The organism is Butyrivibrio fibrisolvens, assembly GCF_023206215.1.
GTDB lineage: Bacteria > Bacillota > Clostridia > Lachnospirales > Lachnospiraceae > Butyrivibrio > Butyrivibrio fibrisolvens_C.
Window position 1 is genome coordinate 3,143,258 of the sequence record NZ_CP065800.1, and the last position, 14,003, is coordinate 3,157,260.

The 14,003-nt window shown below is 39.5% G+C and carries 12 protein-coding genes; 3 read left to right on the forward strand and 9 right to left on the reverse strand.

Annotated features, from left to right (window positions below):
• Positions 1–152 precede the first annotated feature (152 nt).
• On the forward strand, positions 153–704 hold the full coding sequence (locus I7804_RS13115) for a hypothetical protein (RefSeq protein WP_248403821.1): 552 nt from the start codon (positions 153–155) through the stop codon (positions 702–704).
• A 175-nt stretch (positions 705–879) separates the two neighbouring features.
• The gene (locus tag I7804_RS13120) at positions 880–2,733 is read left to right on the forward strand and encodes a diguanylate cyclase (protein ID WP_248403822.1); all 1,854 of its coding nucleotides are present in this window, start codon (positions 880–882) and stop codon (positions 2,731–2,733) included.
• A 70-nt stretch (positions 2,734–2,803) separates the two neighbouring features.
• Here the strand turns inward: I7804_RS13120 and I7804_RS13125 are convergent, their stop codons facing one another.
• From I7804_RS13125 to I7804_RS13135, 3 genes are all read right to left on the reverse strand, one after another.
• Positions 2,804–5,599: an alpha-L-rhamnosidase gene (locus tag I7804_RS13125; RefSeq protein WP_248403823.1), complete on the reverse strand. Its 2,796-nt coding sequence runs from the start codon at positions 5,597–5,599 to the stop codon at positions 2,804–2,806.
• Positions 5,600–5,944: 345 nt separating this feature from the next.
• A complete protein-coding gene (locus I7804_RS13130; protein WP_248403824.1) occupies positions 5,945–7,303 on the reverse strand; it encodes an MATE family efflux transporter in 1,359 nt (452 codons plus the stop codon).
• Positions 7,304–7,452: 149 nt separating this feature from the next.
• Complete coding sequence (locus tag I7804_RS13135; protein ID WP_248403825.1) at positions 7,453–8,118, reverse strand: GDSL-type esterase/lipase family protein; 666 nt, start codon at positions 8,116–8,118, stop codon at positions 7,453–7,455.
• A gap of 836 nt (positions 8,119–8,954) precedes the next feature.
• Here I7804_RS13135 and I7804_RS13140 point away from each other — a divergent pair.
• On the forward strand, positions 8,955–9,860 hold the full coding sequence (locus tag I7804_RS13140; protein WP_248403826.1) for a LysR family transcriptional regulator: 906 nt from the start codon (positions 8,955–8,957) through the stop codon (positions 9,858–9,860).
• 25 nt (positions 9,861–9,885) lie between these two features.
• On the opposite strand, the gene I7804_RS13145 is transcribed toward I7804_RS13140, so the two are convergent.
• From I7804_RS13145 to I7804_RS13170, 6 genes are all read right to left on the reverse strand, one after another.
• Positions 9,886–10,863 (reverse strand): PstS family phosphate ABC transporter substrate-binding protein, encoded by a 978-nt coding sequence (locus I7804_RS13145; protein WP_248403827.1) that lies wholly within the window; start codon positions 10,861–10,863, stop codon positions 9,886–9,888.
• On the reverse strand, positions 10,860–11,003 hold the full coding sequence (locus I7804_RS13150) for a hypothetical protein (protein WP_192575367.1): 144 nt from the start codon (positions 11,001–11,003) through the stop codon (positions 10,860–10,862). Before I7804_RS13150 ends, I7804_RS13145 begins: the two co-directional genes overlap by 4 nt.
• Position 11,004: 1 nt before the next feature.
• Positions 11,005–11,223: a hypothetical protein gene (locus tag I7804_RS13155; RefSeq protein WP_110073273.1), complete on the reverse strand. Its 219-nt coding sequence runs from the start codon at positions 11,221–11,223 to the stop codon at positions 11,005–11,007.
• Between the two features lie 158 nt (positions 11,224–11,381).
• Positions 11,382–11,792 carry a peptide deformylase gene (locus I7804_RS13160; protein WP_110073272.1) on the reverse strand — a complete coding sequence of 137 codons (411 nt, stop codon included), beginning with the start codon at positions 11,790–11,792 and terminating at the stop codon, positions 11,382–11,384.
• 96 nt (positions 11,793–11,888) lie between these two features.
• The gene (locus tag I7804_RS13165; RefSeq protein WP_248403828.1) at positions 11,889–13,544 is read right to left on the reverse strand and encodes a type II CAAX prenyl endopeptidase Rce1 family protein; all 1,656 of its coding nucleotides are present in this window, start codon (positions 13,542–13,544) and stop codon (positions 11,889–11,891) included.
• A 50-nt stretch (positions 13,545–13,594) separates the two neighbouring features.
• Positions 13,595–13,978 carry a VOC family protein gene (locus tag I7804_RS13170; RefSeq protein WP_248403829.1) on the reverse strand — a complete coding sequence of 128 codons (384 nt, stop codon included), beginning with the start codon at positions 13,976–13,978 and terminating at the stop codon, positions 13,595–13,597.
• Between the last annotated feature and the right edge of the window lie 25 nt (positions 13,979–14,003).

Genomic DNA, 14,003 nt, shown 5'->3' on the forward strand with positions numbered 1-14,003 from the left:
TATTCTATGTTATTCCAACTCAACCTCCATCTTAATCGGGCCAGATAAGAGTTCTAAGTAAAAAGGCAAGCATCCACTATATATTTTTAGTTCAAAACAAATTACAATAGATTGTAGCTGTCCACCACTATTTACAAGGAGAGATTTGATTCATGGAAGTTGATTTTGAGTATTATTTGGTGATGATAATTTTTGGAGGCGTTGGAATTTTATTTTTCGTATATCCCTTTTCAGAATATATAAAACCCTTCAAGATCAATGGCACTACCCTCTTATACTGGGGCGTAGGAGCTTTTTTTACCGGCTTAGCATTAGCAATGTTATTCCAAAACGGAGTATTGGTAGAGATCATGATAGCCTTACTCCTTGGAACTATGCTGGTATGGATGGGATTGTCAGAGGTCATAGGCGTCATCACCCACAATATCCCCACGGACGCAGTTCTAACTGACATAGAAAAGCACCGTTCAAGACGCGGATACCACTATGAACTTACCTTCAGGATCCCCGGCAAAAAAGATTTATATGAAATTGATTATGTATCATCTGCCAAAAAATTCAAAGTTGGAGAAAGCTATACAATCCACATCGCCAAAAAAGGCAATAAAGCATTTATCCATAGACCTTTTTGGTTTATATTCGGCATATTTGTTACCTTGTTCGGTCTTTTGGTCTACTCACTGATCTTTTCATTATTGCCATGATATAATTCTGCACCTTTTCGAATACTTAGAGGATGCTCATCCCAAAAGTTTTCGTGGGTACGCCGGTCCGTCCAAGTGCGAAGTCAGTTATTAATCTTTTTTGACTTCTTGGATTATTCACAAAAACGAACTAAAATAGATATTGTGATGTATTTCACCAAGAGGGAGATTCAGAATGATTAACGGCAAAAAGATCATTGCTTTATGTACATACAGAATATACGAGCCTCAGGAATTTGCTTTTCTTTCTGAACTTAACAAAAAGCTAAAAAGTGCTAACTGTCAGCTTTTCATCTATGCTATGAATTCAGAGATCGGTATTACCAACCGTACTTCTCCTGAAACAGAAGTCTTTGGTCTTATTCCATATGATAAGATTGATGCCGTCATAATCATGAACGAGAAGATCAAAGTTCGTGAATTAGCCCAAAGTATCATCGACAAAGCTTCTTCCTATAATGTACCTGTGATCGTAGCTGACGGTCAGTACGACAATGTCAGTATGGTCAACTATGATTATGTCAAGGGCTTTGAAAAAGTCGTAAGGCACATCATCGAAGATCACAAAGTAAAAAGGCCTCATTTTATGGCCGGTCATGTCAATAATCCATTCTCAGAAGACAGGCTTAATGTTTTTAAGAAAGTGATCAGTGAAAATGGAATTTCTTTTGACGAAAGTATGGTCAGCTATGGTGAGTTCTGGGCCATGCCCTGCAGAGAAGAGACTTATAAGCTACTGCAAAGAGATACTCTCCCTGATGCTATAATCTGTGCCAATGATATTATGGCTATAAATGTATGCGATGTTTTAAATGAAAATGGTATACGTGTTCCGGAGGATGTCCTTGTATCCGGATTTGACGGGATTGATGAAGCCTTTCTTTCTACTCCGGGTATTACTACTGCTGTATGTGATAATAATAAACTCGCTCACAGTGTATATGACGCTGTTGTAGATATTCTCTCAGGCAAGCCCCTTTCTACCAGATTGGTTGTACCTGAATTTGTAGCAAGTGAATCCTGCGGATGTCCACGGACAGATCTTCATATCAAGACAACTGTCAGCGAGCTCAACAACCTTTTTTACCATCATGAGGACGAGATACATGTCTACCAGAATATTATCTCCCAGATAATGATGGACAAGGATGTACTTGGTAATATTAAATTCCTTAAGGGCAAATATGCTGAGCATGCTATTGTTATTATAGAAAAATCCTGTTTCGATCTTGAGAAAAACTTCTTCTATGACGATGTCTCAAAAGGTTCTCAGGTAGTAGTCTTCGATCCTTATAACGACGATTATGCTCCGTATCCTTATGAACCAGGCGAAGTAGTACCTCATCTTGATAAGATAATGGAACCGGGGGAGCCTATTATATTCAACAGCCTTGTATATATGGATAAATGCTGCGGATTTATATGCTTTTCCTATCCAAGAACTATGCTGATAGATTATAGTCAGACTCCTAACCTTACCAACTGTTTCGAAATGAGTATAGGCGGATATGTCCTTACCAAGCACCAGAATTATCTTAGAGATAGGCTAAGGCAGATGTATCAAAAAGATGCCCTGACAGGCCTTTATAACAGGCTGGCATTTCTGTCAAAGTTAAACGAACGTTTCACTGAAGTCAATATAGCAGGTAAAACCGTCAATGTCCTGATGCTGGATCTTAACGACCTCAAAAAGATAAATGATAATCTGGGACATATGGCAGGGGATAAGGCAATAAAAGCTGTTGCAACTTCGCTTAAGGAAGCTGTTCCTGAAGGTTCTGTGTGTACCAGAGCCGGCGGCGATGAGATGATCGCCATTATCATAGGCGAATACAATTTGGATAAGATTGTATCAGATATAGAAAGAAAACTCGTAGAGTTCAGCAATAAGCTTGATTTTAAAGTATCTGCAAGTATAGGTACATCAACAGTTAAGTATGAAGGCGGCAAGGATATAATCAGTAAAGCAATAGGCCTTGCCGATGAGCGTATGTATGCTAAAAAAAGAAGCATGAAAACAGCTCAGTAACTAAAGCGTCCCAAATCCTCAAGGATACTGCAAGGATTTGGGACGTTTGTGTTACATGTAGGTCATCAGATTACCAGCGCTTTAATGCAAAGATTTTATCGTTAACTTTATTTACAACTTCAGGTTTAAAGCCCATGTAGAAAAGTGTGGGAAGGGTTCCCAGAGTAAGATTACCCATTTCCTTGTCTTTCTTTTCAATAGCTTCATATGCCTGCGGAAGGTCTTTTTTCAAAAGATCCAGTACTTCCTTATCTCCTGCAAGTTCTGATAATCTGGTATTTTCTGAATATATGCATCTATAGTCATGACAAGGCATATATGAAATCTCATAGGTGCCTGCATCAAGTGTTACCTTTCCATCATCATTTATGATAGAAGCATCAAATCCTGATACTGACAGCTTTTCTTTAGAGAATCTTGGAAGTGTTACATTGGCTTTGGCATTGAATGGAACTTCTATGTTAAGAGTAAGTGTTCCATCTTCTGCTATCTTCCAGTTTGATACATATCTGCCTGATGCGGTGGTCATACATGTATTAAAATGCCTGAATCTCATTGATGGCTGAGGGCATATGTCAGCTACCCTGAATCCGGCTTCATGTGGTGTGATGCCGCCTATATATTCATACATAAACTGTACGATGGTTCCGTATGAATAGTGGTTTAGTGAGTTCATGCCAGTACCTGAGATAGAGCCGTCCTCAAGGAGCGAATTCCATCTCTCCCAGATGGTTGTAGCGCCAAGGTTGACGCAGTAGAGCCAGCTTGGGAAGTTCTCGCTAAGAAGGAAGTGATATGCAAGATCAATGCGTCCGCACTTAGCAAGTGTAGTACACAAAAGAGGTGCTCCTACAAAGCCGCATTTGATCTGATAGCAGTCCTTGCTAAGTCTTGCTATGAACTGATCTATGAGCTTATCTCTGTCTACATAGATATCAAAGGCAAGAGCAACTATATATGCTGCCTGAGTATCACAGGCAAGTCTTCCTGTCTGTGAGAAATATTCATTTAGTATAGCACTCCTTATCTTGTCAGCAAGATCATCGTATTCCTTCATGTCAGTTTCAAAGCCAAGGCGCTCTGCCATCCTTGCTGTGATCACTGTAGATCTGTAATAATATACAGATCCAAGATAGCCATCATCAGTTCCCCCCTTGACGCTCTGCTCTGTAATACCATCAAGTCCAAGCCAGTCTCCAAACTGGAATGGAAGTATGAAAAGGCCCTTATCGCCATGCTCCTTATCATAGCGGTGCATGTACTCAACCCAGCCCTTCATAAGGTCATAATGCTCTCTCACATCATCAAGGCTTCCAAATGTATTGTAGAGAACGTTTGGAACAAATGTTCCTACATCGCCCCATACGCTGGAAATTGCCGCATGACTAAGACCTGCATTAGAAGGAAGGAAGCTTGCTACAGCCCCGTCGTGACGCTTTGCATCATAATAAAGGTCCTTCAGGTATTTATTATAGAAAGCTCTTGTATCCATGTTGTAGCTTGCTGTCTGAGAGAATACCTGGGCATCACCTGTCCAGCCAAGACGCTCATTGCGCTGAGGGCAGTCTGTAGGCATGTCAAGGAAATTGGACTTCTGCCCCCAGATGCAGTTCTCATAGAGTCTGTTAATCTTGGGATTGCTGGTCTCAATATAGCCTGTTCGCTCCATATCTGAGTACAGGACATTGGAGCGGACCTTATCTAACGTAAGTTCATTATCTTCAGGCCATCCCTGGATCCTTATATATCTGTATCCAAAGAAAGTGAATCTTGGATGAACAGTCTCTTTTCTTCCATCTGAGGTATATACAAATCTTGATCTTGCGCTTCGATAGTTATCTCTGTAGAAATTGCCCTTCTGAAGGACTTCACCACAGTCGATAGTGATAACTGTCCCTTTAGGGAAGTCTGCATCAAACTCCATAACACCAGCGTGGTTCTGACCAAAGTCAATAACTGTCTCACCTGCGGGAGTATGGATGATCTCTTTGGCAGGCAGAACTTCCTTGACGATAACAGGGATACTGTACCTGTCAAGAAGCTTCCTTGTTGCAGGAACTTCTATAGCCTTACCCTTTTCTACGATACCTGCAGATCTGTCGAGGTCTTCGCCGTAGTAGATTCCTGACTCTTTGACATCAGACTCTGCAACGTCCCAGCTTGCATCTGTGCCGATAACTTCGCTCGTTCCATCTTCATATGTCACATGAAGCTCTGCTATAGCTTCCATCCTGTCGCCAAAGTTGACTCCATTATCAAGACCGAAGTTTGACATATACCATCCCTTGGCAACCTGTATGCTAAGTGTGCAGCCGCTCCTTAGATCATCTGTCACATCAAAGGTGATGATCTGCATGCCTGTCTCATAATCATTGATGTATGGAGTCAGTATCTCATTTCCTATCTTCTTATCATCAATATAGGCTTCAAATACGCCAAGGCAGCTGACATACAGTCTTGCAGCCGTAACCTTCTTTTCAAGATCTATCTTTTTAGAAAAAATAGGATGATAGTCGCCGTCAGCCGCAATCCACTTACCACTCCAGTCTTCGTCCATCTTACCTGTTTCAAAATACTGAATGTCTGATACAGCGCTGTCGCCCTTATCACCAGTCACAGTAACTCTCCAGTAATAACGGGTTCTTGGACTTAGGGTTATATCAATCTTCTCTCCTGTCTGATCTAGGTATTCTGATTCTTTATTAAATATGATATCGGTAAATGCCTTATCTTTTGCAACTTCAAGCTTGCCGGCTTTAAGGATCTTACTATCCGTATCTTCTACGTTCCAGGATGCGATAAGCTTATTAAATTCATAGCCGATGGGATTAACTATTCCATTTAGTTTAGTTCTTGTAATCTTCATATGTATGTCCTCGCAATACTTTATGTTTTGCACCTGACTTATAATCATGAATATCCAGCATAATTATCTAGAATGATTATCCAACGTAATATCTATCGTGATTACAAGTCTGACTGCATATTACTGCTTTTTTTACTCTTGCCAGTAGTACTCCGTAGCCGTAGTATTAAAAGCTTATGTTGCCAATATACCACGTATATACAAAATAATCACGTACCTGTATGCGACTTTATTTATGGCATAATACGACATATTTTAAGATGTGCCCCCGTCACTGCAAATCCCTTGATGATACTGCACCGTCCAAGCGAGAAGTTTGAATTAATTAACTATATAAAGGCTTACTCAAGCCTCTCTGAACATAGCTCTTACTGTGAAGCACATGGTGATAAAGCAAGCAAGTCCTCCCACCACATTGCTGATAGGCTCTGCTGCAAAAACTCCGTTTGTTCCCATTTTAAACAGATAAGGAAGCATGTAGGTAAGTGGCACTACTATGACAACTTTTCTAAAAAGTGAGAAGAATATAGCCTTGCCTTTAAGTCCCAGTGACTTAAAGGTTACCTGACCTGTATGCTGGAATGTCATAAAAATAAATGTCGAGAAATACAGATTAAAGGCAGGGATTGCATCAGAAAGGATAGTCTTATCATCACTGAATATACCGATTATATAGGCCGGGAAGAATCTGATGATCAGCCATATGGATACAGAATAGATCATATCAAGGATGAACATTATCACGATCGCATGCTTTATCCTGCCTGGCCTTTTGGCACCGTAGTTATAACTTATGATAGGTGATGCACCTTCTGTAATAGCAAGGATAGGTGTCTCCATCATCTGCCTTGCACTATTGACTATTGTCATAATAGATACGTAGATGTCTCCGCCTACAGCTGACAGCACGTTGTTACAGGATATCTGGACTACAGCGTTGGTAAACTGCATTATAAAAGCTGCTGTACCAAGTCCTATGATGTTTCTGGCTCTTTTGCCGCACTTTTTGATCTCATCTATGGTCAGGAAGTGAAGTCTGTACTTACTGTCTTTTCTTAACAGGAACTTCATAACATAAGCTGCGGACAATGCCTGTGAGATGATAGTCGCAAGCGCAGCGCCTCTTATTCCCATGCCCAAAAAGAATATGAACACCGGATCAAGGATGATATTGGTAACAGCTCCGACAACGACTGTCGTCATGCCTATCACAGAGAAGCCCTGGGCTGTGATGAAGGGGTTCATCCCTGTTGCCACCATTGAGAAGATGGTTCCAAGAAGATATATACGAAGGTATGGAAGTGCATATGCCATGTTCGACTCTGACGTTCCGAAGACGCTTAATATCGGCTGCCCGAACAGCTCTCCGACTGCGATAAGCACAGCTCCTGTCACCACCAAAAGAAAGAATGACGTATTCTGAAGAGCAGCTGCTTCCTTATCATCTTTTTTGCCCCTTGCTATAGAAAAAAGTGGTGCGCCGCCGCTTCCATACATGTTGGTAAAACCGGTGATCAGGATGACTATAGGAAAACAAAGTCCTACTGCTCCAAGAGCTTTCGTTCCTATAATCGGTATTCTTGCAATATATATCCTGTCTACTATGTTGTAGAGCAGGTTCAAGATCTGCGCAACCATCATAGGCAGCGCTGTCGCAAGTATGTTATTTAAAGTTCTTCCTTTTTCAAAATCAATCTGTTTCATAACTACTTCCTGTTAAAGAATTTTTTCAAATTTCTCACTTGCTAAACATACGCTACCCTCTGAGACAGAGCCGATACGACCCGTTTATAATACATTTTCGTATCAGCTCTGCCGTAGCGCGTGTTTGGCAAGTACAAAGTTTGAGTATGTTATTCAGTAATGTACTCTTTCATATTCTCAAATACTACTTCATATGCATCTGACCACATATGGATTCCGTCTATAGAATATTCTTCTTTGGTCTGACCATCATCTCCTGTAAGACCCTTATTAACATCTATATAGCTGTATCCAAATTCCTGTGCAAGCTCACTTACTGCTTTGTTACTCTCATCAAGTCTTTCAAGTCGCAGCTTTGCAGCCTTGTCAGCATCAGGCCAGGGCTGCCTTGCAGCGACCTGTACATTTACAGGATAGTAGGCCATCATATAGACCTTAGCTTGGGGCAGTCTGTCTTTTATCTGAGTCAGCACCTTGCGATAATCTGATATAAGCTGCTCTTTAGTCTCTTCTGGCCTGCTGATATCATTGGTCCCTATGTTGATGAAGATCTTGGATGGTTCTAATTCAAATATCTGCTCTTCCATAGATTCTAGCATCTCAGGAATTGTATATCCGCCTATTCCGCGGTTATAGATAACTGTGTTCATGCCATGATTTTGCAGGATCTCATTTATAGGAAACTGCTCCATAAGAGATGATCCTGTAAACAGGATCTGCCCCTTCTTAACGAACCTGTTAAGATGCCGATACCTAACAACCTTATTCCTCTTCTCATTTTGAAAAAAATCACTTATAACTTCTTCTGCTTTCATTGTACACCCTCCCGGTTTTCCAAACTTTCCACTTGTTAAGCTGACGCCCCGCCGGATTTGATGGCACTGGCAGTTTATAAGTGTTATTCGCATCTTGATAGTTTTAGTAATTCAAGGCATGATATCTGAATCTTTATATTCCAGGGTCCAAACTCGCTTCGCTCAGACAGGTGGACCCTATGCGGAATATAAAGATTCATCTATCAAGCTCTTGAATTAACTAAAACTCTCAAAGCTGCTAATAACACTTGTAAACTGCCAGTGCCATCAAATCCGGCTGAGTGAAAGATATAGAAAAGTGGAAAGTTTATATATGATATGTATTCTAGCATTCAGCTCTGCTTCAAAGCGCATACAAACCGTCTGCATATAATCTATTTTACATACCGTTGCCTTATTAGTGAAATTACTTATAATTATAAATATATAAGTTACACTAATATAGTCAATACCAACCATACAATAACTCAGACTTCCCACTTGGACGGCGGCGTATCAGCCGAAGGCATTTTTAGATGCAGAGATACGTGGAGCTCAGACGGGCAGTATATAATTCATTGCCACGCTTTTTAATCGTTTTATAAAATTCATGAGCGTGATAGATGGAGTATTTTATTCTGCCCGGGGTCCACATGTCTGAGCTAAGCGAGTTTGGACCCCAGAATAAAATGCTACAGATATCATGCCATGAATTTATAAAACGATTAACAGCGCGGCAATGAATTATATACTGCCCGTCTGAGCTCCACGTACCTCTGCATCAAAAAATGTCTTCGCTGATACGCCGCCGTCCAAGTGGGAAGTCGCCCAACACTACACCCTATGAGGAGTGGACTATGATTTCAAACTTGGATTATTATAAGGCGTTTTTTTATGTTGCGACTTATTCGTCTTTTTCTGATGCGGCGAAGGCTTTGTATATATCACAATCTGCAGTTAGTCAGACTATCAAGAAGCTGGAAGAAGAGCTTGGCACTACTTTGTTTGTAAGAAGCGGGTCACGGATTGTTCTAACGCCTTCAGGCGAGCTTCTTTTTGCCAGGGTCAAGACTGCTTTTAACGAATTTCAAAAAGCCGAGATTGAGATCCAAAACTTTGAATCTATAGTGCAAAATAATATCTCCGTAGGCATTACAGAGACAAGCCTTCGCTACGGCTTTTTTGACTGCCTTGAGAAGTTCAAGAACCGCCATCCTGACGTACATCTGTCCATATCAGGTAACACAACTCCTGAAATGGTCTCATTTTTAAGAGATGGCAAGATCGACTTTGCACTTATGATAATCTCTGATTCTCTGGCAGCTAGATTTCAGGATCTCAAGATGCGACGATGCTTCCGGATACAGGATATATTTATAGCTTCCAGTAAGATGGATATTGATTTTGATAGAGAATATGACCTCAAAGATCTGCTAAGCTACCCGACAATATCTGTATCACAGATCAGTAATTTCAGGGAAAACATTGATACTTTTTTCCAAGAGAACGGGCTACTGTTTCAGCCAACTTATATCCTTGAAAATATGACTCAGGTTCTTAATTTCACCAAAAGAAAATTTGGCATAGGTGTTTTGCCTTACGCCTATGCCAAAGATGATATCAAAAAAGGAACTATTAGAATCGTAAATACAAAGCCTATTCCCAAAAGGACGGTCTATCTGGTAAGTCTTAAGGATAAGGCCTTATCCGGATTGGGTCTTGAGCTGTACAATGATTTCAAGGATCTGCCTCGAATGGTATAAATATTAGATATATCCGATCTTTAAACTATAGCCCCACATAACCGCATGCTTCTATCATTGTCTGACCCTCATCAGAGAGCAGCCAGTTTACTAGCTTTATGACATTTTCATTGGTATTATCTTTTCTATATATCACATAGAAATTTGCAGATATAGGGTAAGATCCATTTCTGATGCTCTCAGCACTTGGATATATACCATTTATAGACAGCATCTTAACGTTATCATTGGCTACCATGCCTGACAGATAATACCTGAATGAATAGCCGATTGCCCCTCCAAATATCGAAAGAGGATCTCGGCTATGTATCATGTCACCTTCCATGAATGACTCCATCATGGTCTGGCTTCCTGATCCTTCGATCCTAAGAAGCGGATTGATAAGGCGGTCAGGTCCGCCGACTTCATCCCAGTTCCTAATGGTGCCTCTGTATATTTCTCTTATCTGGTCTATTGTAAGATTCTCAGTTGGGTTATCTTTACTTACAAAAAACACAAATGCTTCAAGACCTATTGGCACTATCTCAAGCTCTGCGCCCATATCACTGGCATTCTCAAGCTGCTCTCTTGATGGATAAGCTGTAAAGAAGAGATCAACAGAGCCTTCTAACATGGCATTATATCCCCTGATAGTGTTCTGGAACTGCATAGCACTGCCACTTGCGAAGTTCTCTCCATACTTGTTGTCATCAGAAAACTCGCCGCCTTCATAAGTCACGCATCCCTCAGGATAGATATTATCAATAACTGAAGCATATACAGGAACAAGCGCTGCTGCCCCGTCCAGAACGGGAAGATCATCATCTTCTTTTAAATAAAATGAAGATCCTGTTCTTGCAAGGTTCGACTCCTCTTCAAAGGGAAGAAAACTGCCCACATCTACCATTTTGTTCTTGGTAGCATCACTATAGTTATTACCAAGTCGCCTTGTGATCGTCATATACATAAACAGATTGATCAGAAGGAAAAACATGGCTGTGAGTATAATGATAACCTTCTTCAAAACCATATCTCCTTTGATATAAAATAAATGATCGATGAATTAGTATATGCATAATAGATATACACAGCGTGAGCTATCGTAAGAAGAAGTCCTGCTACAGATATTAATAACAAGATCTTTATAAATGTCTTATTACTCATATCACATGTTCCTCATTATAGCTATGGTAAGAAGCATAAGTAAGACGACCATCGATATCGCTGTAAGAAGTAAAGTGCTGCTAATAATAAGCCAGATCAAAAACCTTGCTTTTCTATCTCTTTTTTCTTCTTTGGCACTTCGCTCTTCTCTTATAAAACACAATAGTGATACTACAAAATTAACGATTATAGCAAATCCTATTAATTCAATTGCAAACATAGTTTCCCCCAATCTTTAAAGACAGTCTATAACAACCTTTTCTCCCATAATAAAATTCCTTTGTTATATATGTTCTGTCTATTTGCTTTCTTCTTATTAAAAAGTCTATTCTCTTTTAACTTTTTCGCTTCTCCCTGATCATATTATGGAAATGTTCGTCAGATAAGATTTCCGCTAAAGTGCTGGATCTCGTGCTGAATGATCTGCGCTGTGAAGTCCTTGTATACGCCGTGCTGCGGCTTAAAATCCTGATCCAGATAATCAACTTCGATTTCCTTATATCTAACACAGGGACGAACTCCATCCAAAGACAGGCAACTTTCAGATGTCTCATATTTGCCACTTCTTGACGTGATCACAGGATTGATCATCGGAAAGATAAAAGGGCCTGCAGCTACTACGATGATCTGTTTCTTTACACCTATCATGTTAGCAGCCATGCCAACGCATCTATCCATATTAGCTTTTAATGTATCTATAAGATCCGTAACAACCTGAGCATCTGCCTTAGTTGCAGGCTCAGATTTTTGTTGTAGAAATAATGGATCTTTTACTACTTGTTTAACCATTTCTCACCTCACGTGACGAATATCTTATATTTACATTGGCAGAGCTAGCGTACTGACTCGTTCATATTAAATCAAATTACTTGGCTATGAATTTATCTACATCGTCATAAAATCATATGCCTTGTACGCTTCTCGTACCTTATCAGCCAGTTCGAACCTGGCATCACCTGCATACATTGCAGCTCCTTCAAAACACTTTCTTGCCTCGTCTTCTTTACCAAGGCCTTTTTTGGCTAAGCCCAGATCATAGTATAGGCTCATCTTAGAGATTCTGTCTTTGCGACCTATAAGCCTTTGACTAAAAAGTGCTTCGGCCTTTTCATAATCTTCTTCTTTTAATGCAATAAGACCGGTAAGCCCTATAACTATATCACGTGAATTCTTATTTCCTTTGCCCTTATTTATATCTTTAACCAGATCATTTATCTTCTCAAGACACTTCTTTGCCTTGTCTATATCATTTTCGCCAATTGCTATCGCGCCTTCATAATACTCAAATGCTGCTAACCTGATTTTTTTTCTCTTATTCTTATCTCGCAATACTTCAAGCTTATCAAGTGCTTTGCTATACTCTGTAATATATATGCAGGAAGCTACATAATAATTTGACAGAAAGAAATGCTTTCCGGTCTTTCCTCGAAGGAATCTTCGATTATCTTCCAGCTGTTCATACATTTCGCAATATCTGTAAGGATCACAATCTTCTGAGAGAACCCTTGATATATTCAGAAAGAACTTTGTTGCCCTGTAAATATATAAAACCACAGCTTGAAAAATAATATAATAAACGCATATAAGCATAAAGTGAAAATTCTGATCATTTCCAAGTAGTATGATTCCCGGAATATAAAGAAACAATCCTACAAAACTAAGTAGTATCAGCACTATAAATTCAATTATAGCAAAAGCTAATGTAAGAAAATACTTTATCTTTAACCTGTTCCAATATTTTATAAAAAAGTTCGCTGTTTCATTTGCATTAAATTTCTTGGTATCAACCTTAAAATCAGATTCTGTAATGATCACACAGGCAAGAATGATACAATACATGCTGCTTAGAATACTACAGATAGGCAGAACATAAGGCGACATCTGTGCTCCGGTATTAATAAGAGCATGAGTCATCACGCATAGCCACAGGCTGCCGGACTTTATATATATAACTGATAATATAAAACAGTTAGTAAGAAGCCCTATCAGGAAAAATACTATATCTGAAGCAGAATAAAAATATATGCTTCCATCAATGCAAAAATATAAGATATGCCATAGGCTCCAGGCAATAAAGGTTATGATGGTAGAAGCTACATATGGAAACCTTTTTTCCATCTCAGGCTGGAAAGTATATCTCCATCCGATTTCTTCTATCCCGCCAAAAAGTATTGCCTTAAGGAATATAAGTAAAGGCATGGCAGGACTTTCGATCACAAAGCCCTCTCCTGTTATCACTGCGGCAAAATCAATTATAAGAAATAATACTATAAGTATATAAAACTTTACCGGCTGTTTGATTTTAAAAAAATCCGTTACTATATCTTTAATAGTTTTATTATTGTATTTGTATTGGAATCGGGCGCCAAAAAAGGCTGTTGAAATGCCTCCTACTGCTATGAGAAGTAGTCCTATTGGAGATGTATAGCCGATCAAAACGTCAACAGCATTAAGAATTACAGCAATGATCGCAACTATCAGAGCCTGTACAAGTGACGGTATCAGGAATGCTGTATATATTTTTTTATTATCATAGTTCATTATTACATTGTCCTTTTTATTGATTCAGCCGTCCAAGTGGGAAGGTTGAATTATTCAGTAATCTCAATCTGATTGCCTTCGATTATGGCAATGCAGCTTTCATAATAGCCATCACCTGTTGTCCTTGGGCCACTTACCACTTCAAAGCCGTCCTCTTTTAATCTATCAGTAAGAGTATCAACAGCCTCTTTACTTCCAACAGAAAAAGCTATATGGATATAACCCGTACGATTTAGCGGCTTCTCCAAGTCCGCCAATTCCGGCCTGGTCATAAGTTCAAGTCTTGCTCCATCATCAAAGCTTATAAAATACGATTGAAAATCAGTAGTATTATTATGATATCCATCATTAGACGTACCGCCAAGATATTTTACAAAGAACTCTTTGGCAGCCTCTATATCTTTTACATACATTGCAATGTGCTCTATCTTCATATTCTCTCCTATTCACTATTCTATA